General features: G+C 55.3%; 21 protein-coding genes. 9 read left to right on the plus strand and 12 right to left on the minus strand.

The features are described 5' to 3' along the window. Positions 1 to 79 precede the first annotated feature (79 nt). From acs to N1689_RS12950, 3 genes are all read left to right on the plus strand, one after another. On the plus strand, positions 80 to 2,035 hold the full coding sequence (acs, locus tag N1689_RS12940) for an acetate--CoA ligase (protein ID WP_260059101.1): 1,956 nt from the start codon (positions 80 to 82) through the stop codon (positions 2,033 to 2,035). 140 nt (positions 2,036 to 2,175) lie between these two features. After that, entirely contained in the window at positions 2,176 to 2,505 is a 330-nt protein-coding gene (locus tag N1689_RS12945; RefSeq protein ID WP_222924719.1) for a DUF485 domain-containing protein, read from the plus strand. Next, on the plus strand, positions 2,502 to 4,157 hold the full coding sequence (locus N1689_RS12950) for a cation acetate symporter (protein WP_161733560.1): 1,656 nt from the start codon (positions 2,502 to 2,504) through the stop codon (positions 4,155 to 4,157). The genes N1689_RS12945 and N1689_RS12950 overlap by 4 nt, the downstream gene beginning before the upstream one ends. An 82-nt stretch (positions 4,158 to 4,239) precedes the next feature. Here the strand turns inward: N1689_RS12950 and N1689_RS12955 are convergent, their stop codons facing one another. The 3 genes from N1689_RS12955 to N1689_RS12965 form a co-directional block, all read right to left on the minus strand. Further along, entirely contained in the window at positions 4,240 to 4,785 is a 546-nt protein-coding gene (locus N1689_RS12955) for a YfaZ family outer membrane protein (RefSeq protein ID WP_150011995.1), read from the minus strand. A 140-nt stretch (positions 4,786 to 4,925) separates the two neighbouring features. After that, positions 4,926 to 5,621: an LrgB family protein gene (locus N1689_RS12960; RefSeq protein WP_150038354.1), complete on the minus strand. Its 696-nt coding sequence runs from the start codon at positions 5,619 to 5,621 to the stop codon at positions 4,926 to 4,928. Next, on the minus strand, positions 5,614 to 6,039 hold the full coding sequence (locus tag N1689_RS12965; RefSeq protein ID WP_222924721.1) for a CidA/LrgA family protein: 426 nt from the start codon (positions 6,037 to 6,039) through the stop codon (positions 5,614 to 5,616). The genes N1689_RS12960 and N1689_RS12965 overlap by 8 nt, the downstream gene beginning before the upstream one ends. A 103-nt stretch (positions 6,040 to 6,142) precedes the next feature. Here N1689_RS12965 and N1689_RS12970 point away from each other — a divergent pair, with 103 nt between their 5' ends. Further along, complete coding sequence (locus N1689_RS12970; RefSeq protein ID WP_161733556.1) at positions 6,143 to 7,045, plus strand: LysR family transcriptional regulator; 903 nt, start codon at positions 6,143 to 6,145, stop codon at positions 7,043 to 7,045. A gap of 45 nt (positions 7,046 to 7,090) precedes the next feature. Here N1689_RS12970 and N1689_RS12975 read toward each other — a convergent pair whose 3' ends face one another. The 4 genes from N1689_RS12975 to soxR form a co-directional block, all read right to left on the minus strand. Further along, on the minus strand, positions 7,091 to 8,740 hold the full coding sequence (locus tag N1689_RS12975; RefSeq protein WP_161733554.1) for a Na+/H+ antiporter: 1,650 nt from the start codon (positions 8,738 to 8,740) through the stop codon (positions 7,091 to 7,093). A gap of 145 nt (positions 8,741 to 8,885) precedes the next feature. Next, positions 8,886 to 10,235, minus strand: coding sequence for an NCS2 family permease (locus N1689_RS12980; RefSeq protein WP_161733552.1), 1,350 nt, complete (start codon positions 10,233 to 10,235; stop codon positions 8,886 to 8,888). A gap of 361 nt (positions 10,236 to 10,596) precedes the next feature. Beyond that, a complete protein-coding gene (locus N1689_RS12985; protein WP_161733618.1) occupies positions 10,597 to 11,262 on the minus strand; it encodes a glutathione S-transferase family protein in 666 nt (221 codons plus the stop codon). A gap of 39 nt (positions 11,263 to 11,301) precedes the next feature. Then, positions 11,302 to 11,787, minus strand: coding sequence for a redox-sensitive transcriptional activator SoxR (soxR, locus tag N1689_RS12990; RefSeq protein ID WP_161733550.1), 486 nt, complete (start codon positions 11,785 to 11,787; stop codon positions 11,302 to 11,304). A 100-nt stretch (positions 11,788 to 11,887) separates the two neighbouring features. On the opposite strand from soxR, the gene soxS reads away from it, so the two are divergent. Further along, positions 11,888 to 12,313, plus strand: coding sequence for a superoxide response transcriptional regulator SoxS (gene soxS / locus N1689_RS12995; protein WP_150012009.1), 426 nt, complete (start codon positions 11,888 to 11,890; stop codon positions 12,311 to 12,313). A 254-nt stretch (positions 12,314 to 12,567) separates the two neighbouring features. After that, the gene (locus tag N1689_RS13000; RefSeq protein ID WP_013359796.1) at positions 12,568 to 12,849 is read left to right on the plus strand and encodes a YjcB family protein; all 282 of its coding nucleotides are present in this window, start codon (positions 12,568 to 12,570) and stop codon (positions 12,847 to 12,849) included. Positions 12,850 to 12,903: 54 nt separating this feature from the next. Here N1689_RS13000 and N1689_RS13005 read toward each other — a convergent pair whose 3' ends face one another. Further along, positions 12,904 to 13,854: an ATP-grasp fold amidoligase family protein gene (locus N1689_RS13005; protein WP_013359795.1), complete on the minus strand. Its 951-nt coding sequence runs from the start codon at positions 13,852 to 13,854 to the stop codon at positions 12,904 to 12,906. 8 nt (positions 13,855 to 13,862) lie between these two features. Next, a complete protein-coding gene (locus N1689_RS13010; protein WP_013359794.1) occupies positions 13,863 to 15,119 on the minus strand; it encodes an oligosaccharide flippase family protein in 1,257 nt (418 codons plus the stop codon). Positions 15,120 to 15,643: 524 nt separating this feature from the next. Here N1689_RS13010 and N1689_RS13015 point away from each other — a divergent pair. Next, positions 15,644 to 16,039, plus strand: a complete 396-nt coding sequence (locus tag N1689_RS13015; RefSeq protein ID WP_013359793.1) for a transposase — start codon at positions 15,644 to 15,646, stop codon at positions 16,037 to 16,039. Positions 16,040 to 16,962: 923 nt separating this feature from the next. On the opposite strand, the gene N1689_RS13020 is transcribed toward N1689_RS13015, so the two are convergent. Both N1689_RS13020 and N1689_RS13025 read right to left on the minus strand, forming a co-directional pair. After that, the gene (locus N1689_RS13020) at positions 16,963 to 17,922 is read right to left on the minus strand and encodes a DMT family transporter (RefSeq protein ID WP_161733548.1); all 960 of its coding nucleotides are present in this window, start codon (positions 17,920 to 17,922) and stop codon (positions 16,963 to 16,965) included. A 77-nt stretch (positions 17,923 to 17,999) separates the two neighbouring features. Beyond that, positions 18,000 to 18,827: an AraC family transcriptional regulator gene (locus tag N1689_RS13025; RefSeq protein WP_260059106.1), complete on the minus strand. Its 828-nt coding sequence runs from the start codon at positions 18,825 to 18,827 to the stop codon at positions 18,000 to 18,002. Between the two features lie 119 nt (positions 18,828 to 18,946). Between N1689_RS13025 and N1689_RS13030 the strand changes: the two genes are divergently transcribed. After that, complete coding sequence (locus N1689_RS13030) at positions 18,947 to 19,468, plus strand: isochorismatase family protein (protein WP_260059107.1); 522 nt, start codon at positions 18,947 to 18,949, stop codon at positions 19,466 to 19,468. Between the two features lie 69 nt (positions 19,469 to 19,537). Here the strand turns inward: N1689_RS13030 and ssb1 are convergent, their stop codons facing one another. Continuing rightward, complete coding sequence (gene ssb1 / locus N1689_RS13035) at positions 19,538 to 20,092, minus strand: single-stranded DNA-binding protein SSB1 (protein WP_161733541.1); 555 nt, start codon at positions 20,090 to 20,092, stop codon at positions 19,538 to 19,540. A gap of 225 nt (positions 20,093 to 20,317) precedes the next feature. Between ssb1 and uvrA the strand changes: the two genes are divergently transcribed. Beyond that, entirely contained in the window at positions 20,318 to 23,146 is a 2,829-nt protein-coding gene (uvrA, locus tag N1689_RS13040) for an excinuclease ABC subunit UvrA (protein ID WP_161733539.1), read from the plus strand. Positions 23,147 to 23,343: the final 197 nt, after the last annotated feature.

Raw genomic sequence — 23,343 nt, forward strand, 5'->3', positions numbered from 1 at the left:
AAAAAAGAAACAAAGCTATGGCACAGGCTTCAATTAACCATTGATTGACATATCATTAACATCTTCTAGGAGATCCGCTATGAGCCAAAATCACATTCATCCCGTTCCAGAGAACATTGCAGCAAACACCCTGATTACGGCTGAACAGTACCAGGCGATGTATCAGCATTCTGTCGACGATCCAGACAGTTTCTGGGGCGAACAGGGCAAAATCCTTGACTGGATTAAGCCTTACAGCAAGGTGAAAAATTGCTCGTTTACGCCAGGTAACATTAACATTCGCTGGTACGAAGATGGCACGCTCAACCTGGCGGCAAACTGCCTTGACCGCCATTTAGCAACGCGCGGCGATCACCCGGCGATTATCTGGGAAGGCGACGACGCCAGCGAAAGCAAAACTCTGACCTTCCGCCAGCTGCATACTGAAGTCTGTCGCTTCGCCAATGTGCTTGAGTTGCTGGAAGTAAAAAAAGGCGACGTGGTGGCAATCTACATGCCGATGGTGCCGGAAGCGGCGGTGGCGATGCTGGCCTGTGCCCGTATCGGTGCCGTTCACTCCGTGATCTTTGGCGGCTTCTCACCGGAAGCGGTCGCTGGCCGCATCGTCGACTCCAGCGCCTCGCTGGTCATTACCGCCGATGAAGGGATCCGCGCCGGTCGCAGCATTCCGCTGAAGAAAAATGTCGATGACGCGTTAAAAAACCCGAATGTCACCAGCGTGAAAAACGTGGTGGTGTTCCAGCGCACCGGTAAAGATGTGGGCTGGGTTGAAGGCCGCGATCGGTGGTGGCATGACCTGATGCGGGACGCCAGCACCAATCACTCTGCAGCCGAAGTCGGCGCGGAAGATCCGCTGTTTATCCTTTATACCTCCGGCTCCACCGGCAAACCCAAAGGCGTGCTGCATACCACAGGCGGTTATCTGGTCTATGCCGCCACCACCTTTAAGTTCGTCTTTGATTACCATCAGGATGACATCTACTGGTGCACCGCTGATGTCGGCTGGGTAACAGGACACAGCTATCTGGTTTATGGCCCGCTGGCGTGTGGTGCCACCACGCTGATGTTTGAAGGGGTGCCGAACTGGCCAGCGCCGAGCCGCATGGCGGAAGTGGTCGATAAACATAAAGTCACCCTGCTCTATACCGCACCCACCGCCATCCGTGCGCTGATGGCGGAAGGGGATAAGGCCATTGAAGGTACCGATCGCAGCAGCCTGCGCATTATGGGATCGGTCGGTGAGCCCATTAACCCGGAAGCCTGGGAGTGGTACTACAAGAAAATCGGCAACAGCCGTTGCCCGATAGTGGATACCTGGTGGCAGACCGAAACCGGCGGCTTCATGATCACGCCGTTGCCGGGTGCGACCGAGCTGAAAGCGGGTTCCGCCACCCGGCCGTTCTTTGGCGTGCAGCCCGCGCTGGTAGATAACGAAGGTCAGCCACAGGAAGGTGCCTGTGAAGGCAATCTGGTGATCACCGAGTCCTGGCCGGGACAGGCGCGCACCCTCTTTGGCGACCATGACCGTTTCGAGCAGACCTACTTCTCTACCTTTAAAAACGTCTACTTCAGTGGTGACGGTGCCCGTCGCGATGAAGATGGCTACTACTGGATCACCGGACGTGTCGACGACGTGCTCAACGTCTCCGGTCACCGTCTTGGCACTGCCGAAATTGAATCGGCGCTGGTGTCGCATCCTAAAATTGCCGAAGCGGCCGTGGTCGGGATTCCGCACAGCATTAAAGGCCAGGCGATTTACGCCTATATCACGCTGAATCATGGCGAAGAGCCGTCGCCGGAGTTGTACACCGAAGTGCGCCAGTGGGTCCGTAAAGAGATTGGCCCGATAGCCACACCGGATGTGCTGCACTGGACTGACTCACTGCCGAAAACGCGGTCCGGCAAAATCATGCGCCGTATTCTGCGCAAAATTGCCACCGGCGATACCAGTAACCTGGGTGATACCTCGACCCTTGCCGATCCTGGCGTCGTCGAAAAACTGCTTGAGGAGAAACAGTCGATCAAAATGCCTTAAACGCATGCTGTCCGGCGGGAAGATCGCTTCCCGCCACACCCGCCCTACGCAGTCTGTTTCGGTAGTCACAACTATTATAACCAGCTGAATCCGCGCCCTGTCGTGAGATTCTCGCGTGCAAGCCCTCTGGAGAAAATGTGATGAATGACGCCCTTTCGAATCAGGATGCAATCAATCAGCAGATTGAACGTAATCCCCGTTTTCATGAGTTAGTCCGTAAACGCCAGACGTTCGCGACGCTGCTGTCGCTGATCATGCTGGTGCTCTATGTTGGCTTTATCCTGCTGATTGCCTTTGCTCCCGGCTGGCTCGGCACGCCGCTGCATGCCGGCACTAACGTCACCCGCGGTATCCCGATTGGTGTCGGGCTGATTGTGATGTCGTTTGTGCTGACCGGCGTCTATGTCTGGCGCGCCAACGGTGAGTTTGACCGTTTAACCAAAGCGATCCTCAGTGAGGTGAAATCATGACTCGTCTCACTTTATGGCTGCTGGCCTTAATGTTGCCGTTTTCAGCGCTGGCCGCTGATGCGATCACCGGTGCGGTGCAGCGCCAGGCAACCAACTATCAGGCGATTATCATGTTTACGATTTTCGTCGGCGCTACGCTGGGAATTACTTACTGGGCGTCAAAGCGAACCCGATCGCGTAACGACTACTACACCGCTGGCGGCAATATCACCGGCTTCCAGAATGGCCTGGCGATGGCGGGTGACTTCATGTCAGCGGCTTCGTTCCTGGGCATTTCAGCGCTGGTTTACACCTCAGGCTATGACGGACTGATCTACTCGCTCGGCTTCCTGGTCGGCTGGCCGATGATTCTGTTTTTAATCGCCGAGCGGCTGCGCAACCTGGGCCGCTACACCTTTGCCGATGTCGCCTCCTATCGTTTGAAGCAGATGCCGATTCGTACCCTGTCAGCCTGCGGTTCGCTGGTGGTAGTGGCGCTCTACCTGATCGCGCAGATGGTGGGTGCCGGTAAACTTATCCAGCTGCTGTTCGGCCTGAACTACCATGTTGCGGTGATTCTGGTCGGCATTCTGATGGTGATGTATGTGCTGTTTGGCGGCATGCTGGCGACCACCTGGGTGCAGATCATCAAAGCGGTGCTGCTGCTATTTGGTGCCTCCTTTATGGCAGTAATGGTGATGAAGGCGGCCAACTTCAGCTTTAACACGCTGTTCACTGAGGCGATGGCGGTTCATCCCAAAGGCATCGCGATTATGCAGCCTGGCGGGCTGGTCAAAGATCCTATTTCGGCGCTGTCGCTGGGGCTGGGGTTGATGTTTGGTACGGCAGGTTTACCGCATATTCTGATGCGCTTCTTCACCGTCGCGGATGCCAAAGAGGCGCGTAAAAGCGTCTTCTGGGCCACCGGCTTTATGGGCTACTTTTACTTCCTGACCTTTATTATCGGCTTCGGTGCGATTCTGCTGGTGGGTGCGAACCCGGCCTTTAAAGATGCCAGCGGCGCGCTGATTGGCGGCACCAATATGGCGGCAGTACATCTGGCTAACGCAGTTGGCGGCAGCACCTTCCTGGGCTTTATCTCTGCGGTTGCCTTCGCCACGATTCTGGCGGTGGTCGCGGGCTTAACCCTGGCGGGCGCGTCGGCGGTGTCGCATGACCTCTACGCCAGCGTCTATCGTAAAGGCCAGGCGAGCGAGAAAGATGAGCTGCGGGTGTCCAAAATCACCGTGCTGGCGTTGGGTGTGGTGGCGATTGCGCTGGGTATTCTGTTTGAGAAGCAGAACATCGCCTTTATGGTCGGGCTGGCCTTCTCGATTGCGGCCAGCTGTAACTTCCCGATCATCCTGCTGTCGATGTACTGGTCAAAACTCACCACGCGCGGCGCGATGGTAGGCGGCTGGCTCGGTCTGCTGACCGCCGTTATCCTGATGATCCTCGGCCCGACCGTGTGGGTACAGGTGCTGGGCAACGCCACGGCGATTTTCCCGTATGAGTATCCGGCGCTGTTCTCGATGGTGGTGGCTTTTGTCGGCATCTGGCTTTTCTCCATTACCGACCATTCGCAGCAGGGCGCAGAAGAGCGTTCCCGCTTCCGCGCGCAATTTATTCGCTCGCAGACCGGCACCGGTATTGAACAGGGCAAGGCGCACTGATTGTGGCTTTTCGTTCATAACGATCAGGCAATAAAAAAGGGCGACTACCTGGGGAGTCGCCCTTTTCTTTCACGCAACAGAATCAGAAGCGCAGTGATGCCCCCACGTAAGGGCCATCGACCAGCACGTTATCTTTACGTCCATCTTTGTTGTTCAGTTCGATGTACTGATAACCCACACGCAGGTTAAGCAGTGAAACCGGCGTGAAGCTCAGGCCGCCAGCGGCTTCCTGATAGCTGTCGAGCTGATCGGTGAACGACTCTGGCGCATAATAATATTCACCATACAGGCCCCACATGCTGTTCAGGCTGTAGTGTGCTGCACCGCCCACCGCCACCGCAAATCCATCTTTTCCATCTTCCGGATGGGTAAAGATCGCTTTTGCGGTCGGTGCCAGACGCAGCGGCCCGAAGTCAACGTTGTAGCCCAGACCGGCACCGTAGGTGCTGCCATCATGGTCGCTACGCAGCCAGTTACCTTTCAGAAACAGACCGGGTGTAGTGGTGCCCAGACCCAGATTCAGGTTGGTATTGTGTTCGCTGACATCAACACTACCTTCAATCGCCTGAGCGGCACCGCTCAGTAAAACCAGCCCGAGGGCGCTCCCGGTAACAAGATGCTTAAACATGATTCCACTCCGTGAAGGACAATTAATTCGGCCGCAAGGTTAACAGCCTGAAACGGGGAGACAACAAAATCCGGGAAACTTTACGTAAAAATACGTGTCGCGTTCAGAATTGCAGCTGTCTCTGCGCAACGCAGTGTAGACTATATTGTCCACATCAGGTGTCCAATCACCGGGGCCAGTATAACGGTCACCACCCCCGAGAGCATCATGACCAGGCTGGCGACGACGCCCTCCTGCTGCCCAAGCTGATAAGCGCGAGCGGTGCCGGCACCGTGTGACGCGGCACCAAAGCCTGCTCCTTTCGCCACCCCCTGCTTAATCGCGATGCGCAGAAACAGCACGTCACCCACTGCCATGCCAAACACGCCAGTGATGACCACAAACAGCGCCACCAGATCGGGCTGACCGCCAATCGGCCCGGCTGCGGCCAGCGCAAAAGGCGTAGTAATGGAACGCACGGCCAGACTGCGCTGGATTGACTCCGGCAGGGTTAGCAGCCGCGCCAGCCAGACCGAACTGCAGACGGCGACCAGCGTGGCGGTCAGAACGCCCGCGCTCAGAGAGAGCCAGTGGCGCTTTATAATCGCTACGTTCTCATAGACCGGCACCGCAAACGCCAGCGTCGCCGGTCCCAGCAGCCAGAGCAGCCAGTGGTTTTCTGCAATGTAATCCTGCCAGCTGATGTGGGTCAGCAGCAGCAGCGCCACCAGTACCAGCGGCGTCATCACCAGCGGCATTAACAGCAGCGTACGCCAGCGGCGGTAAAGCCGTTTATTCAGCGCATACACCAGCAGCGTAACCGCTACACACAGCAGGCTGAGCAGAAAATCACGCATGAGGATCCTGCTTACGCGCGGCGCGCGCGACTTCATACTGATAGAGCCGGTCCACCACCCAGGCGGTGGAAGCCAGCACCAGCAGCGTACTGACGCCAATCACTACGCAGATACGCCAGCCATCGACGCGCAGCAGATCGCCATAATTTACTACCGCCACCACCGCCGGGATAAAGAACAGCAGCATCTCGGCCAGCAGCCAGCGCGATCCGGCTTTTACCCAGTTCAGCGGCACAACCCGCGTCACGATTAAGGTCAGCAGCAGCAGCATCCCGACGATATTGGCGGGCAGCGGCAGCTTCAGCCAGCTCACCAGCCGGTCGCTGGCGATAAACAGGCCGATATAGAAACCCAGCTGAAGCGGCAGGCTGAGCCATTGCACTGCACGGATACTGCGTGGAGTGAGCGCTAACGCCATCACCTTGTCTCCCCCGATTAAAGTGATGTCACAGTATAAATCGTCAACAGAAGGTGAAAAAAATGAATTAAAATTATCGCAATCATGCCTGAAAGGAATAGTTATGGATGTCCGCGCCCTGCGCTACTTTACTGAAGTGGTCCGCCAGCAGAGCTTTACCCGTGCGGCGCAAAAGCTGTTTGTGACGCAGCCGACCATCAGCAAAATGCTGCGTCAGCTGGAGGAGGAACTGGGCTGTACGCTGATCCTGCGGGATGGCCGTCGCCTGCACCTCACCGACAGCGGGCAGGCGGTTTATCAGCGCGGCCTGGCAATCCTGCAGGAGTTTCATCAGCTTGAGGCGGAGATTGGTGACATCAACCAGCTCAAAACCGGTGAGCTGCGACTGGGTATTCCGCCGATGGTCGGTATGCAGATCGCCGGATCGATTTCCGCGTTTCGCCGCCGCTATCCCGGTGTGAAGCTGAAAATCTCTGAATTCGGCGGTCTGACCGTACAGCAGGCGGTGCTGGCGGGCAGTCTGGATATCGCTCTGACCGCGCTGCCGGTCGATGCCGAGCTGCCGCTGAATACCCTGCCCCTGATGCATCATCCGCTCTGCGTGCTGCTGCCGCGCCGCCCGGCGTGGCTCAGCCGCCAGCAGATAGGACTGGCAGAGCTGGCAGAGCACCCGTTGCTGATTTTCAATGAGGAGTTTTCACTGAATCGTCAGCTGATGCAGGCGTTTCAACGGCTCAGCCTGACGCCAACGGTGGCAGTGCGCAGCGGTCAGTGGGATTTTCTGGCGGCAATGGTGCAGGCGGAGATGGGGCTGGCGATTCTGCCGGAGCCGATCTGTCAGCGGCTGGATAAGCAGTCGCTATTGTGGCTGCCGCTGGCGTCGGAGCTGAAATGGAGTCTGGGATTGATCTGGCGGGAAGGGAGTTATCTGTCACGCAGTGCGCAGGCGTGGATCAACTGTTGTCGCGAACACTGGCCGGATGAACCGCCGCGCCTGTCGGTGTGAAAAGCTGGCACGCCCGCATGAATCCACAGGCGTGCCAGCCAGGGCTTACTCTTCTTTTTCGATCAGCAGTGTTTCCAGAAGATCCAGGTCGTGCAGCAACTTCTGCATCGTCTCATTGGAGATCTGCTGGGTGGCGCGCAGATGATAGACCTCTGCACGTTCGGCACGCAGCCCGGTCAGGCGGAAACGACGCTCAAGGTTCTCAGCAAACAATGCATGTTCAAGATCATTCTTGCCTTCGGCGCGGCGACGTAAGTTGCCAATCACGCGCAGACTGACCTCTTTCAGCAGTTCCGGATCGATGTTCTCTTCTGACTCATTCTCGAGCCGCTCTTCCATCTTGTGCAGGCTCTCAATCGCTGCACCAGCCATCACCGCACGGGCATTCTGCAGCTCACGGCGATGTGCACCTTTGTCGATACTATCAATGCCGCGCAGCAGAATTGGCAGGATCACTACCCCTACCAGCAGCGAGAACAGAATCACGCCTGTGGCGATAAACACCAGCTCATAACGCGCCGGGAAAGGCTCGCCGTTGGTCAGGAACAGCGGGATAGAGAGCACACCGGCCAGGGTGATTGCTCCGCGTACCCCGGCAAACGAGGCGATCAGCAGTTCACGCAGCGAGTAGTTTGAAAACTCCAGCGGCTTCTTCTTCAGCAGGCGTTTGCTGAAGCGCTGCATAATCCACAGCCAGCCAAAGCGCACGATCATCAGCGCGGCATAGACCAGCCCGATATCGGCGAACAGCATCCAGAGTTCCACATTCGGGTCGGCCTGCGCCTGGTCGATCGAGGTCTGCAGAATGTCCGGCAGCTGCAGGCCCAGCATCAGGAAGACCATGCCGTTGAACACGAACTCCAGCATCTGCCAGACACTGTTGGCACGCAGCCGCATCGCCAGCGGAGCCTGACGAATAATGCCGGAACGGGTGATGGTCATACCGGCCGCGACCGCTGCCAGGATGCCTGAGACGCCCAGATGTTCGGCAATCAGATAAGAGGCGAATGGCAGCAGCAGCAGCAGCACGGTCTGTGTCGCCGGGTCATCCCCGCTCCAGCGGCTGAGCAGGCGCAGCGATTTACCGTACAGCCAGCAGATCGCCACACCGGCAATCAGGCCGCCTACCGCGACTTTCAGGAACTCAACGCTGGCACCGCCCCAGGTAAACACCATGGTGCCCATGGCGACGGCGACGGCAAACTTCAGTGATACCAGGCCCGAAGCATCATTCATCAGGGCTTCACCCTGCACAATCGACATAATCTTCTTGGGAATGCGACCTTCACCGACAATGCCGGAGAGTGCCACGGCATCGGTCGGCGACAGCACCGCCGCCAGCGCAAAGGCGGGGATTAGCGGGATCCCCGGCACCAGCCAGTAGATCAGATAGCCGATGCCGATCACGGTAATCAGCACCAGCGCCAGCGCTAAGCCGATGATTTCTCGACCATGATGCAGGAACTCACTGATCGGCGTTTTCCAGCCATCTGCGAACAGCAGCGGCGGGATGAACAGCACCAGAAACAGTTCCGGATCAAAGTCGACATGCAGACCAAATGTTGGCCAGGCCAGCATCGCACCTACGGCGATCTGCACCAGCGGCAACGGGATCTGAAAAGGGAGAATGCGGGCCGCGACGCCAGAGAGCGACACGACCAGCGTCATGATGAGAATAGTAAAAAAGATTTCCATGCTTTCCTTAGGCGTCGTTTCTTTCAATCATTGGTTAAGCGCTAAAGTGTAAAACAAACTGCATTGAAGGTTGTCAGCTACGCGTGCGCCGGGCGGGAAAAAAGTGAAAAATTCCGGACGCGCAGCCGCACGCCCGGTTGTACAGTCAGATTGCCCAGCCACCGGCGTAAAATGCCACCAGCGCGACGGCAATGATCACGGTACCGACGTTGAGCTTACGCCATTCACCGGCGAACAGACGCCCCACCACGAGGCTGGCGAAACCGATCATGATGCCGGTGACGATGTTGCAGGTGAGCACGATAATCACCGCCGTGAGTAGCCCAGACATCGCATCGACAAAATCACTGAAGTCCACTTTTGCCACATTACTGAGCATCAGCAGACCCACATACATCAGTGCAGGTGCGGTAGCGTAAGCCGGAACCAGATAAGCCAGCGGCGACATAAACAGGATAGCGAGAAACAGCAGGCCCACCACAATTGCGGTCAGGCCGGTTTTGCCCCCCGCCGCTGTCCCTGCCGCCGATTCAATATAGACCGCAGCCGGTGACGCGCCCACCAGACCCGCGAACAGGCTGCTGACGGAGTCACTGGTCAGCGCACGACCGCCATTGATAATCTGGCCCTGTTTATCCAGCAGATTGGCCTGCCCTGCGACCGCACGAATGGTACCGGTGGCGTCAAAAACCGCCGTCATCACCAGTGCCAGCACGCTGGGCAGTACTACAGGCTGTAGCGCCCCCATAATGTCGAGGCTGAACAGCAACGACTGACCGCTGGCGTCACGCAGGCTCGGCAGGGCAAACAGTCCCTGATATGTCACCGACGGGTCAAAGATCAGGCCGAGCAGCGAAATAGCGATAATCGTCAGCAGGATGCCGCCCGGTACCCTGCGCTTCTCCAGTCCGATAATCGCGGCCAGTCCCAGCAGTGTCATCATCACCGGGAAAGTGGTGAAGTGACCCAGCGCCACCGGCAGGCCCGGAGCCGGATTTTTTACCACCAGACCCACGCCGTCAGCGGCGATGAGCAGCAGAAACAGGCCAATCCCGACGCCGGTGCCGTGCGCCACGCCCATCGGCAGGTTACGCAAAATCCAGGCACGAATGCCGGTCACGGAGATCAGGGTAAACAGCAGGCCCATCAGGAACACTGCGCCCAGCGCGACCGGCACGCTGATGTGCTGACCCAGCACCAGGCTGAAAGCGGTAAAGGCGGTCAGGGAGATGGCGCAGCCAATGGCCATCGGCAGATTGGCCCACAGCCCCATAAGGATGGAACCAAAGCTGGCGACCAGACAGGTGGCGACAAACACGGCGGAGGGGGAAAAACCGGCTTTGCCCAGCATTCCCGGTACCACGATGACGGAGTAGACCATCGCCAGGAAGGTAGTGAGTCCGGCCAGAATTTCCTGGCGCACGCTGCTGCCGCGCGCCGAGATCGAGAACCATGCGTCCAGTTTTCCACTGGCCGGGCGTGATTCAGTTGACATAGTTGAGCCTCAAAAATTTTTGTTGTGTGGATCGCTCTGCGACCATCGCTGTCCCTGGAATAAGCGGGTAGACGGCGTCACTGTCGGGATTAACCCATCAGGCAAACGTTTACCTTGCCGCAGATAATTAGCCCTCAAAAGCAGCCAGATAAAAAGGCATGCGATTATCCGGCGTTTAGCGCCACGTTTTCAACTCTAAGAGGGAGATTCTTTGGCATAAAGAAAGATTGGGCGCAGGAGGCTGGCAGACGCCCGACGGAAGCCAGCCTGAAACGCTGAGGCCATAAAGTTAATGTCATATAAAGGCAGGATTCGCACCGGCGCAGTCGGGATGAGACAGGATGCGCCGGCGGAGAGAGGATTAACCTGGCAACGAAAGCTCGCCGCCCTGCGCAATCGCGCGTTGCCAGGCGGCGCGCTGCTGCACCGTCTGCAACCATTTCTCTGTGGCAGGCATCCGATCCAGTCCGCCACGCCGCGCCAGTGCCAGCAGCGGAAAGCTCATCTGGATATCCGCAATGGTAAAACGCTCACCGGCAAACCACGTATTGGCTGCCAGATGCTGTTCGATCATCTGCCTGTGCGGCTTTAGCTGTTTATCCAGGAATGCCTTCTGCACCCCTTTGCCAAATGCCGCGCCGACCGGACGCAGCAGCCAGGGCACCGGCGCTTTGCCCATCTGACCGAAGATCAGTTTCATCACCAGCAGCGGCATCAGCGAGCCTTCGGCGTAGTGCAGCCAGTAGCGGCACTGTAACCGTGACGCCTCATCACTCACTTTCAGCCTGAATTCGTGATCATATTTCTCTTCAAGGTATTCGAGAATGGCCCCCGATTCTGCTACCACCTGGTTCCCGTCAGTAATGACCGGCGATTTTCCCAGTGGATGTACTTTTTTTAGCGCCTCCGGGGCCAGCATGGTCGGTTCGCGTTGATAGCGTTTAATCTGGTACGGCACTTCCAGCTCTTCCAGCAGCCACAGCACCCGATGCGAGCGCGATTTCTCAAGATGGTGAACGGTGATCATCATGATTCCCTGTGTGTTGACCTTCACCAAGTATAGACGTCACTCCACAGCCGGATGTTTATCATCCTGCTCCGGGTCAAGCAGCACCGCACCTGAGCCCTGCTGACCCAGCCGGTCGCCGGGATTACGCAGCGGACAGTCGCGCATCGACAGGCAGCCGCAACCGATACAGCCATCCAGGTCATTGCGCAGGCGGGTAAGAGTTTCAATGCGTTTATCCAGCTCTTCGCGCCAGTGCTGAGTCAGCGCATCCCATTCCGTCGTCGACATGCGCTTATCTGGCGGAATGTGGTCGAGACTGTCACTGACCGTCGCCAGCGGGATGCCAATGCGCTGAGCAATCTTGATGATCGCCACGCGTCGCAGCACATCGCGGCTGTATCGGCGCTGATTGCCGCTGTTGCGGGTGCTGAAAATGAGGCCTTTGGTTTCATAAAAGTGCAGCGCCGAGACCGCCACACCGCTGCGGCGCGCCACTTCCCCGGGTGTTAAGACCGGTTTTGGATAGTTACGTTCTTTTTTCATCAGACCCTTTACCTAAAGTTAACTTGAGGAATTATACTTCTTCTCCGTTGAAACCCCTAAACTCCCATTACCCCTTATTAAGCACCAGAAGGATGAGGCCATGATGCAAGAAGAGATCATTCATTCCCTGACGGACTGGATTGACCAGAACCTCGATAAGAGCCTGTCGATTGATGAGGTTGCGGCAAAATCAGGCTATTCGAAATGGCACCTGCAGCGTATGTTCCGTTCCGTGACGAAACAGACGCTGGGTGGCTATATTCGTGAGCGCCGCCTGACGCTGGCCGCAGAAGCGCTATCGCAGACACAGCGTCCGGTGTTTGATATCGCGATGCAGTATGGCTATGACTCGCAGCAAACTTTTTCACGGGTGTTTCGTCGTCAGTTTTCACAGACCCCGACCGCTTACCGCCACACCATGCGACGCCAGGCGATTCAGCGCCCTCGCCTGCTGAGTTTCGGTTGTAACGATCCGATCAACAGCTTTACCCAGCGCACGACCGGCGAGTGCTGCCCGGTCCGTTAATTCTTCGCTGCGCCCGCTCCGGGCGCATCTGTCTGATTTCCCCGCCGTTCTTCTTCTACTGCTCATTTTTTCTGCACACCACTACCATACAAGAGTCAAATTTTGTTCAAAATTTAAAATCGGGTGATATAATGTGACCCAAGTCACACTTTGAACCTGGGTTGACGGCAAAAAAGTCCTACCTGACACACTTTTTTGTCGCCGGTGATGTCCGCAGATTGTCAGGAATACTTACTGATAGTGAGGTCCGGCCGATGGCTACGTTAACCGCCAGTTTTCTTGTTATGCGTTGGGAACTGCTGAGCGCAATCATGATGTTTTTTGCCAGCACCCTGAAAACCAAACTTCGTCAGGATAGCCGTCACGTGATGGCCTTTATGTGTGGCGGGATTGGTTTAGGCATGACCTGCTGGTTTGTTACCGGTCTGATGGGCATTACCCTGAGCATGGAAAACGTACATAACTTCGTGGAAATCTCAAAGCACGCCTTTATCGATGCGATGAGCCAGGCGCCTGCTGACTGGCCGATGCCCTGATTTTTACGCATAAAAAACCCCGCTTAGCGGGGTTTTTTATATTGCTGTGTGAACTTAAATTTTCTTCAACATGGCAGGAATATTAACATCCTGCACTGTAACGCCCGGGCTCTGCGTTCCGCGGCGGTCCTGAATCCACATATCTCCCATCATCTGGTTTAAACCACGATCTAATCCGGTAACCAGCCCTGCACCTGGGGTGAAGGTCAGTTCGCCAAAGTAGATATGCTCGTCATGGATATACCAATCCACACGCACGTAGTCGAAATCGCTGGCCAGCTTCTTGCTCAGTTCGAGCGCATGTTCCAGTGACGGCATAATCGGTGACACATCCAGCCCGGTATCGCGAATCTTGTGATAGGCCTCATTGAGGTTATTCACGTAGAAGTTCATCGACAGCAGCGGCTGGCAGCGGTTGTAGATTACCTGCAGCACATATTCGAACCTGCCATCACGCTTGTTGAACATATGGAATTTGTAATCGATCGGCGCGCTTTTGCCATCACCAATGTACTTCTCAACCAGGATGCGTGGCTTGATGTAGCGGTAGTGAATCTCGCGCGCTTCATTGGCGAAATCGGTCTTCAGCCAGCGATAGCAGTCATGAATGATCTGCTGCTTGCGCAACGCGTCCGGCTCTTCCAGCAGTATTTCTACCATGTTGGAGGCGTGGTTCGGCTTGATCACCGTTCCCTTCCAGCAAGGCAGGCTGTTCAGCGTGGTCGGGTCAGTGGTTTCGTGTACCAGCGGGATCAGGTACTCATTACCGATTTTTTCAGCAATGAATTCGCGTACCGAGTACTTATCTGACAGACGACCGTAGTTCTGGTAATCGCCGAAGATAAACTTACGGTACAACACCTTCTCGTTGAACACTTTTGGCTGACGCAGATTGGGCAGCTTTCTGAACTTATGGAAGTAGTAGATGCGGTCCTGATAAGCCCAGGGCATCTTCTTGATAAAGTACTGCACACTTTTTCTGAGTTCTTCTTTCAACTTGAGCATATCTGACCTCATTTGTATGTTTTGTAGTTGAGTGAGGAAACCTGAATCTTTTGAATGACGCCGTTTTTAAAGAAGTAATTCATTACGGTCAGGGACAAAAGTTCTGAAAGGAAAACGCTCCACGCGGCCCCCATGATGCCGTGACCCTGGATCAACCACCAGGAGAGCGGCAGACTGATGACCATCAGGCAGATGATTTTCCTCAGCAAGTAGTTAAATCCTCCCTCTTTGACCATGTAGCGATACGCTACGGTCCCCATTGCCGAAAAGCTGGTCGCTATCGACAGCAACGTAATGAGACTTCCTGACTGTGTGTATTCCGGTCCGTACAACGCGATGATGATTTGCTCGCCGTAAAGCGAAATGACAAGCAGCATCAGCAATGAAACCGCCATAACGTAGCCATTGAGCCGGGCAGCCAGCTTAATGGCGACCTCGCCGCGCTCCCTGAAGATTTCAGTGAAGCAGGAGGTGATAAGCGCAACCGGGATAAAAATCCAGGAGGCGGAAATAGTATTCGCCGCCGCAAAGAGACCGAGGTCGCGCGCAGGCGCCGTGCCTGCCAGAAACATCTGCGCCGCTTTGACCTGCACCGAGATAAAGATGCTGGAGATCGCCAGCGGCAGACCGGCATACATCAGATAGCGCAGATAGGCGGTGCGCTTTTCGCGCGGTGGCATCTGATCCTGGTGGTCCTGATAGAAGTTGTGACGCTTGATCAGGTAAGGCACCAGTGTCACGGCAACAATCGACAGCGTCAGCCAGAGCGGATTAAGACGCAGCCAGGCCACGGTAAAGCTGATGCCGAAACTCAGCAGCATGCCCACAGCGTTAGCGATAGTGTTAAGACGCGAGGCAAGACGCGCGTTGTTATAAACGCTGAAGGTGTCCTGGGTGACAAAAACCGAGGCAACAAATGAGGCCAGTGCAAACGCCAGGAAGTTTTCCTGCATGTTGTACCAGACCCAAATTAAGACTGGCACCGAAGTGACCAGCAATAGCACCATGCGCAGCGTACGGGCGATGGTCATCAGTCGAAGACCTTTCGACGCATTTTTGCTGACGCGCTTAAACAGAATAGTTTCGGTGCCAAAGATTGCGACGGTTTGCACCATTGCAAAAAGTGAAGTAGAAAACGCCATCTGGCCAAACACCGTTGGACCAAAGGATTTAGCCACGTAAGACGTCACAAAAATGACGCCAAAAACGGAGATGATCTTCTCAGACATCATCCAGGCGGCATTAGACATTACGCTCAATTTCATCGACTCTTCCTTAGTATTACTCAACTACAACCGCTTCGGTACAACATCCCTGTAACGAATTAATAAGCGCTCAGTGGGCCTGGCGAAAATGTATGACTTCAGACCAAGCTGGTCCGAAAATTGAGATGTAAATCATGATCCGGAGAGTGAATTCAGGATAATTCTTATTATAAATGGCGCGAATCACTTCAAATGGAAACGATTTCAGGCTGAAAATAAAACAACCTTAAAGAGCTATACCGGCATATTAATCAAGTCGGCGTAGCTAAATATCCAGTGTACGTAGAATTTTTTCGTATTTTGGATGCGATGAATTTATAACAAAAACCCGCTTCCAGGAAGGCACGCTCCCCGGATAAGAATAAAATAAGATTTATCCCATGATGATATTTCTTCTAAATATCTTAATTTAGGCTTCGCAATTCAATTCGCGCACTTTAATACTGCCTTAATAAAATCTTACAGTGCCAGAAATTATTAAAGTCATTCTCATCCATTAATCGATAAGAAAGGTAAGAGCATTTATGAGAAAGTCACGATACAGCGAAGATCAAATCACAAATGCCATTAAAGCTTCTGAATCGGGCGTGAAAGTCAGAGAGATTTGTGAAGAGTTAGGCATCTCTGAAGCCACGTTCTATAGCTGGAAAAAGAAGTTTTCTGGGTTGTCTTCGGAAGAAGGCAGAAAAATCAAGGAGCTGGAAGAAAAACTGCAGAATGTCACACGTGAACTGCAGACGCTCAACTCGGACAAAGAGATGCTGCAGAGCGTTCTGAAGCACTTCTTTACGACTAATGAAAAACGACAGGCTGTAGATTTCCTGCAGACCACCTTTGACATTGGCACCCGTCGCAGCTGCCGCTTATTAGATATCAGCCGCAGCGTATACCACTATCCGTCAGGCACGGAGAATCGCTAAACCTAATGCTACCGCGCTTTTTAGACTTAACGCTGAGATTTGTTCTTACCAGAAGAGATGAAGATCATTTAACAGGACAATTGCGGCCCCCTTTTCCGCTCCATTTATAACTAATGAATGGCTTCACAGCTAAGCTTCTTTTTTTGCGGTAAAATTGATTCACAACAGCAAAAGTCTCGCATTCCACGCCTTATCTTCCCCTCCCAATCCCCTTTATGCGGGATTGGGCCTTCCCTTTTTTAGTTTAGCCCTGCTAATCGTCGGAACTAAATCCTCTCAACACCATTAAGCCGCTTTAAACATCGCACAAACAATAATCACCGTACATTTGAGTTAATGGTGGCCCTGACTCAAATTTTGCGGTTGCGCTTTAATTCCCGATGATGGCTTTATTGCATTAACTTTCTCCAGGATTAATCCGGGTTAAATAGTTTATTGCTCCTTATCACTAACGTTATGGGTCTATCTTTTCACTCTCTTCATTGCACATCATTGATGCCAGAGATTAATCTTTAATTAATAACGCAGCGGCGGAATTCTCTTACTCATTTATCACTGAGTGAAGTTAATGGTGGTTTTTAGTCCCCTTTTCTCAGGACCCTAACGCAATAAACAGCAGCGGATAAAAGCGTAACGTCCATAATGCTGCGCTATTTTTCCTGATTAATGACCGATATCTGACCAGTGAAAGGTTGCCAGAGCTGAAACAGACAACTTTCAGGTGCCAGAAAGGACCGTTTTTTTACTGACAAAGGAAGGATGAATGAGGTTATCGGAGAATACCGGACAACAGTGCGGAACCATGAAATCGATTTCGCGGTATAAATCTGCCGAAGAGCGAGCAAATCAGGATAGGGTTTAATCTTAAAAAGCCGCGCGGTGTGTTGTCCGCGCGGTAAAGGCATTCAGGTGAGTTTTACGGTTTACTCTTTAATCGTAACTACCTGCGGGTGCGGTTTGATGCGCATTGCCCAGATCACACCCGCCATCAGACAAACAATGCCTGTCAGGGTGAGCTGCGGCGGCCAGCGTTGATACCAGAGAAAAGTCCATAACAGGCCAAAGAGTATCTCGAAAACGATCAGCGGCCCCATCAGTACGGTGGGCAGACGCTGGCTGGCAGCATTCCAGCATAAGGTGCCAAGCCAGGAGCAGAGCAGGCCAATCGTCAGCATCAATGCGATGAATACCGTGGGACGCGGCCCGAACGGCAGCGAAAAATCGGGCTGCTGCCAGGCGAGCTGAACGCTGACCAGCGCGTACAGGATCAGTGCCATCGGCAGCGTCACCAGCCCCTGCGCGGTAGCCCAGGTTGAGGGGCGCAGTTCAGGATGCGTGCGCAGCCAGCGGGCATTACGCAGCGGATACCAGGTCCAGCAGATTACCGCCAGCAGTGCCAGCACGATACCGGTCAGATAACGACTGAGATCCAGCGTGGCGCCCTGGCTCTGCAGCTCCGCTGCGTTCACGCAGAGCAAGCCAGCCGCCATCATGACCAGTGCCGGGAACAGCCGCCGCCACGGCAGCCGTCCTTCAAGATGGCCATAACAGAGGTTAGCCGTGACGGCGATCACCACCGGCAGCGTGCCGATAATCATGGTGGAGACCGGCCCGCCGGTACGCTGAATGGCGTTCGCCAGAAACGCATAGTAGAAGAGGTTTCCCACCAGCGAGAGCTTCACGGCCTCAAGCCAGTCAGCGCGTGACAGCTGACGCAGCCGACGACGGCTGTGCCAGGCCAGCGGCAGCGCAATCAGCCCAAACGCCACGTAACGTCCCGCCGATTGCAGGGCGCCAGGATAGTCCGGCACCAGCAGCGGCCCGACAAAGATCAGCCCCCACAGCAACCCGGCGGTGACGGCAAACATAATTCCCGCAAACATGATTTCTTCCTTATACAGACTTTTGGCAGAGTGTGGCGGGTTCCGGCGGGAAATGCTTGTAGCAGATTGCGGTGTTATCAGGGCTGGCGAACCTGCTTTTGATAGCGGCCCGGCGTAATGCCATAACGGTGAGCAAAGGCGCGGGTGAGATGAGCCTGATCGGTCAATCCAACCGCCGCCGCGACGCTAGCGGCCGCCTCACCTTGCGCCAGCCTTTGCTTGGCGTCATAGAGCCGGAAAGCCATCAGCATCTGATGCGGCGTAACGTGATAGTGCTGCCGAAAAGCACGTAAGAAGTGCCACGGCGACAGTGAAGCCAGCGCGGCCAGCTCCTCCAGCCGCACCGGTTCTGCAAGGTTTGCGCGCAAAAAATCTCTGACCTGATCAAAACGATGCCGGGCATCGGGTCTGCGCTGTGAGGACATACGCGCCAGCGGACGGATTTGCAGCAGCAGCTCAGCAATCAGGCTCTGGCGCGCCAGTTCAGACTCTGCCTGCCAGAGTGCGGCAAGCGTGCGGGAGAGCGGCTGCGCCACGCGCGGATCGGTCAGCAGCGCCTCGTTAAACCACCAGCCGCGGTCGCCGGTCAGTTCATCCATCAGCTGCGGCTGAATGTAGATCATCTGATAGCGCCAGCCCTCTTCGCACGCTGACTCACCCGTGTGCAGCTCATCCGGGTTCATCATGACCAGTGAGTTCTCCGGCGCAGTATATTCGGTGCCGCGATAGCGAAAGCGCTGTGCGCCCGCTTCAATGGTGCCGATCCCAAAGGCTTCATGGGTATGAGGTTCAAAGGCATAGCGGGAGATGTGGGCCTGATAGAGTTCCACACCCGGCAGCTCTGCGAGTTGCCGGAACCGGGCGCGATCTTTCTCACAGGGGAAACTTGCCGGAACACCGTCCACTTCTCTCTCCTTATTTAACCAGTCTGCTAAGCATGCCTGCGACCGGGGCTAAAATGCAAAAGATTGCTATCTGCAACGCCGCGGGTAACACTGCTTTTTTCAGACGGATGGGGTTAAGCATGGCACAGCGTGTGGCAGTGATTATCGATATGCAGAATGGGGTCTTCATCTCGCCGCGCTTCGACCAGGCGGGTCGGGTGGCGCAGATTAACCGACTGACTGAACGCGCCGATATCACCATTTTTATCCAGCACCGCGAAGGCGCGATGTGCGAGGGAAATGAAGCTTTTAATCTGCTGCCGGAACTGATTCAGCCTGCTGGCGCATATTACGTGACAAAAACCGCTTGCGACAGCTTCTGGCAGACTGAGCTGGCCGCACTGTTAAAGAAGCTGGCGGTGGAAGAGTTTGTGGTGTGCGGTTGTGCCACTGACTACTGTCTGGATACCACCATAAAAGTGGGTGCCAGTGCAGGTTATGCCATTACGGTTGCTGCGGATGCGCACACCACCGCCGATCGTCACTGGGTCAGCGCTGAAGCGTTGATAAACCAGCACAATGAGGTCTGGTCCTCATTGTCGATTCCCGGCAACGTGCCGCGTGTGCTGCGCACAGACGAGATTGTGGCGGAATGGTCGTAACCGCCTGCGAAAGCCGCACATAAAAAAGCCCGCATAAGCGGGCTTTTTTACACTCTCTGACCAACAGAATCAGAATGGAATATCGTCGTCGAAATCCATTGGTGGTTCGTTGTTGCTGCTGGCCGGCGCGCTCTGTGGCTGCTGTGGACGGGACTGCGCGCCACCACTGAACTGATTGTTGTTACCCTGCGGCTGCTGCGGCTGACCCCAACCATTGTTGTTGCCACCGCCCTGCGCGCCGCCACCTGCTGGTGCACCCGCGTTGCCGCCCTGCTGACGGCCACCCAGCATCTGCATAGTGCCGCCAACGTTGACCACGACTTCGGTGGTGTAACGTTCCTGGCCGCCCTGATCCTGCCATTTACGGGTACGCAGCTGACCTTCGATGTAGACCTGCGACCCTTTTTTCAGGTATTCGCCTGCGACTTCAGCCAGTTTGCCAAACAGCACCACACGGTGCCATTCAGTGATCTCTTTGTTTTCACCGGTCTGCTTGTCGCGCCAGCTTTCCGACGTAGCCAGCGTAATGTTGGCAACCGCGCCACCATTTGGCATGTAACGTACTTCCGGATCCTGACCCAGATTCCCGACAAGAATCACTTTGTTAACGCCACGACTGGCCATGTTGCTGTCTCCCGATGAGTTAATGCATACAGTCTAATCTATCAATTCTAACACGTCCTGCGGACTGTTTCCCACTTTCGAGCGGGGTTCCAGTTTTAATCCCTCTCCGCTTCCAGGCCTGAGAGTACTGGATATATATTCAGTCTATTTTTTGTGCCATAATGACACGTTTATTCTGGCCGTGTCGGCAAGGCACGGTGAGTGCAGCTAATCCGGGAAAGGTGAATGGATAAGATCGAAGTTCGTGGTGCCCGCACCCATAATTTGAAAAACATCAACCTGACCATCCCACGCGACAAACTCATTGTGGTAACCGGCCTGTCAGGGTCCGGTAAATCCTCACTGGCGTTTGATACGCTGTATGCGGAAGGTCAGCGCCGCTATGTGGAGTCGCTCTCTGCGTATGCGCGCCAGTTTCTTTCGTTAATGGAGAAGCCGGACGTCGATCATATCGAAGGTTTGTCGCCCGCCATTTCCATTGAGCAGAAATCCACCTCGCATAACCCACGTTCGACCGTGGGAACCATCACTGAGATTCACGATTATCTGCGTCTGCTGTTTGCCCGCGTAGGCGAACCGCGTTGTCCGGATCATGATGTGCCGCTGGCGGCGCAGACCGTGAGTCAGATGGTGGATCAGGTGCTCTCGCAGCCGGAAGGTCGTCGCCTGATGCTGCTGGCCCCGGTAGTGAAAGATCGTAAGGGTGAGCACACCAAAACGCTGGAGAATCTGGCAACGCAAGGTTATATCCGTGCGCGTATTGATGGCGAAGTGTGTGACCTCTCCGATCCGCCAAAGCTTGAGCTGCAAAAGAAGCACACCATTGAAGTGGTGATTGACCGCTTTAAAGTGCGTGAAGACCTGGCAACCCGTCTGGCGGAGTCGTTTGAAACCACGCTGGAACTTTCCGGCGGCACGGCTATCGTGGCGGACATGGATGACAGCGACGCAGAAGAGCTGCTCTTCTCGGCTAACTTCGCCTGCCCCATCTGCGGTTACAGCATGAGTGAGCTGGAACCGCGTCTGTTCTCGTTTAACAACCCGGCGGGCGCCTGTCCAACCTGTGACGGCCTGGGCGTACAGCAATATTTTGATCCTGACCGCGTCGTGCAGAATCCTGAACTTTCGCTGGCGGGCGGTGCTATCCGCGGCTGGGATCGCCGTAACTTTTACTATTTCCAGATGCTGCGTTCGCTGGCGGAACACCTCGATTTTGATATCGAAGCGTCATTCGGCAGCCTGCCAGACAACGTGCAGAAGGTGATTCTGTATGGGTCAGGCAAAGAGAGCATCGAATTTAAGTACATCAACGATCGCGGCGATACCTCGGTTCGCCGTCATCCGTTTGAAGGCGTGCTCAATAACATGGAACGCCGCTATAAAGAGACGGAATCCTCTGCGGTTCGCGAAGAGCTGGCGAAGTTTATCAGCAACCGCGCCTGTGCCAGCTGTGAAGGCACCCGTCTGCGTCGTGAAGCGCGCCACGTCTTCGTGGAGAACACCACGCTGCCGACTATCTCTGAGATGAGCATCGGTCATGCGATGTCCTTCTTTGAAAACATGAAACTCAGCGGCCAGCGCGCGCAGATTGCCGAGAAAATTTTGAAAGAGATTGGCGATCGCCTGAGCTTCCTGGTCAACGTCGGCCTGAACTATCTCTCAATGTCACGTTCCGCTGAGACCCTGTCCGGGGGTGAAGCACAGCGTATCCGTCTGGCCAGCCAGATCGGTGCGGGTCTGGTCGGTGTGATGTATGTGCTGGATGAGCCTTCTATTGGCCTGCACCAGCGTGACAACGAACGGCTGCTCGGCACCCTGATTCATCTGCGCGACCTCGGTAACACCGTGATCGTGGTTGAGCATGATGAAGATGCGATTCGTGCCGCAGACCATGTGATCGACATCGGTCCGGGTGCAGGCGTACACGGCGGCCAGGTCGTCGCGGAAGGCACCGTTGATCAGATTATGGCGCAGGAAGAATCCCTGACCGGCCAGTTCCTGAGCGGCAAGCGTGGCATTGTGGTGCCAGAGGAGCGCGTCAAAGGCGATCCGGCCAAAGTGCTGAAGATTACCGGCGCACGCGGCAACAACCTTAAGGATGTCACGCTGACGCTGCCGGTCGGACTGTTCACCTGTATTACCGGTGTGTCCGGTTCAGGTAAATCGACCCTGATCAACGATACGCTGTTCCCGATTGCTCAGCGGGCGCTGAACGGTGCGACCATCGCCGAACCGGCACCTTACCGTGACGTGGCAGGCCTGGAGCACTTCGACAAAGTGATCGACATCGATCAGAGCCCGATTGGTCGTACACCGCGCTCCAACCCGGCCACCTACACCGGTATCTTTACCCCGGTGCGTGAACTCTTTGCGGGCGTGCCGGAAGCGCGTTCGCGCGGTTACAATCCGGGTCGCTTCAGCTTCAACGTGCGGGGCGGACGCTGTGAAGCCTGTCAGGGCGATGGCGTGTTGAAAGTCGAGATGCACTTTCTGCCGGACATTTATGTGCCGTGTGACCAGTGCAAAGGCAAACGCTATAACCGTGAAACGCTGGAAGTGAAGTACAAAGGCAAGAGCATCCACGAAGTGCTGGAGATGACCATCGAAGAGGCCCGTGAGTTCTTCGATGCCGTACCAGCGCTGGCGCGTAAGCTGCAGACGCTGATCGATGTAGGTCTCACCTACATCCGCCTCGGTCAGTCCGCCACCACCCTGTCCGGCGGTGAAGCCCAGCGTGTGAAGCTGGCGCGTGAGCTGTCGAAGCGTGGCACGGGTCAGACGCTCTACATTCTGGATGAGCCGACCACCGGCCTGCACTTTGCCGATATCCAGCAGCTGCTGGAAGTGCTGCATAAGTTGCGCGATCAGGGCAACACCATCGTGGTAATTGAGCACAACCTTGATGTGGTCAAAACCGCAGACTGGATTGTCGATCTCGGTCCGGAAGGCGGCAGCGGCGGCGGTGAAATCCTGGTTGCTGGTACGCCAGAAACCGTGGCGGAGTGTGAGAAATCCCACACCGCGCGCTTCCTGAAGCCCCTGTTACAGAAGTAATTCTTTCAGGCCCGCCGCGTGCGGGCCTTTTTTTACCCCTGCCGATTCAGCCAGAAAAATGCAGAATCAGGCAAGATTCAGACATGTATAGGCATATACGCTTCTCACTACGCTGACTATCCTTAAACGGTTCCTCTTTGGCACGCCCCTGGCGTCGCCCTGTTTTCGCAGCACATCCACGCTGCTGCACATCATCA

It is taken from the genome of Pantoea sp. XY16 (assembly GCF_025153065.1).
Taxonomy (GTDB): domain Bacteria; phylum Pseudomonadota; class Gammaproteobacteria; order Enterobacterales; family Enterobacteriaceae; genus Pantoea; species Pantoea alfalfae.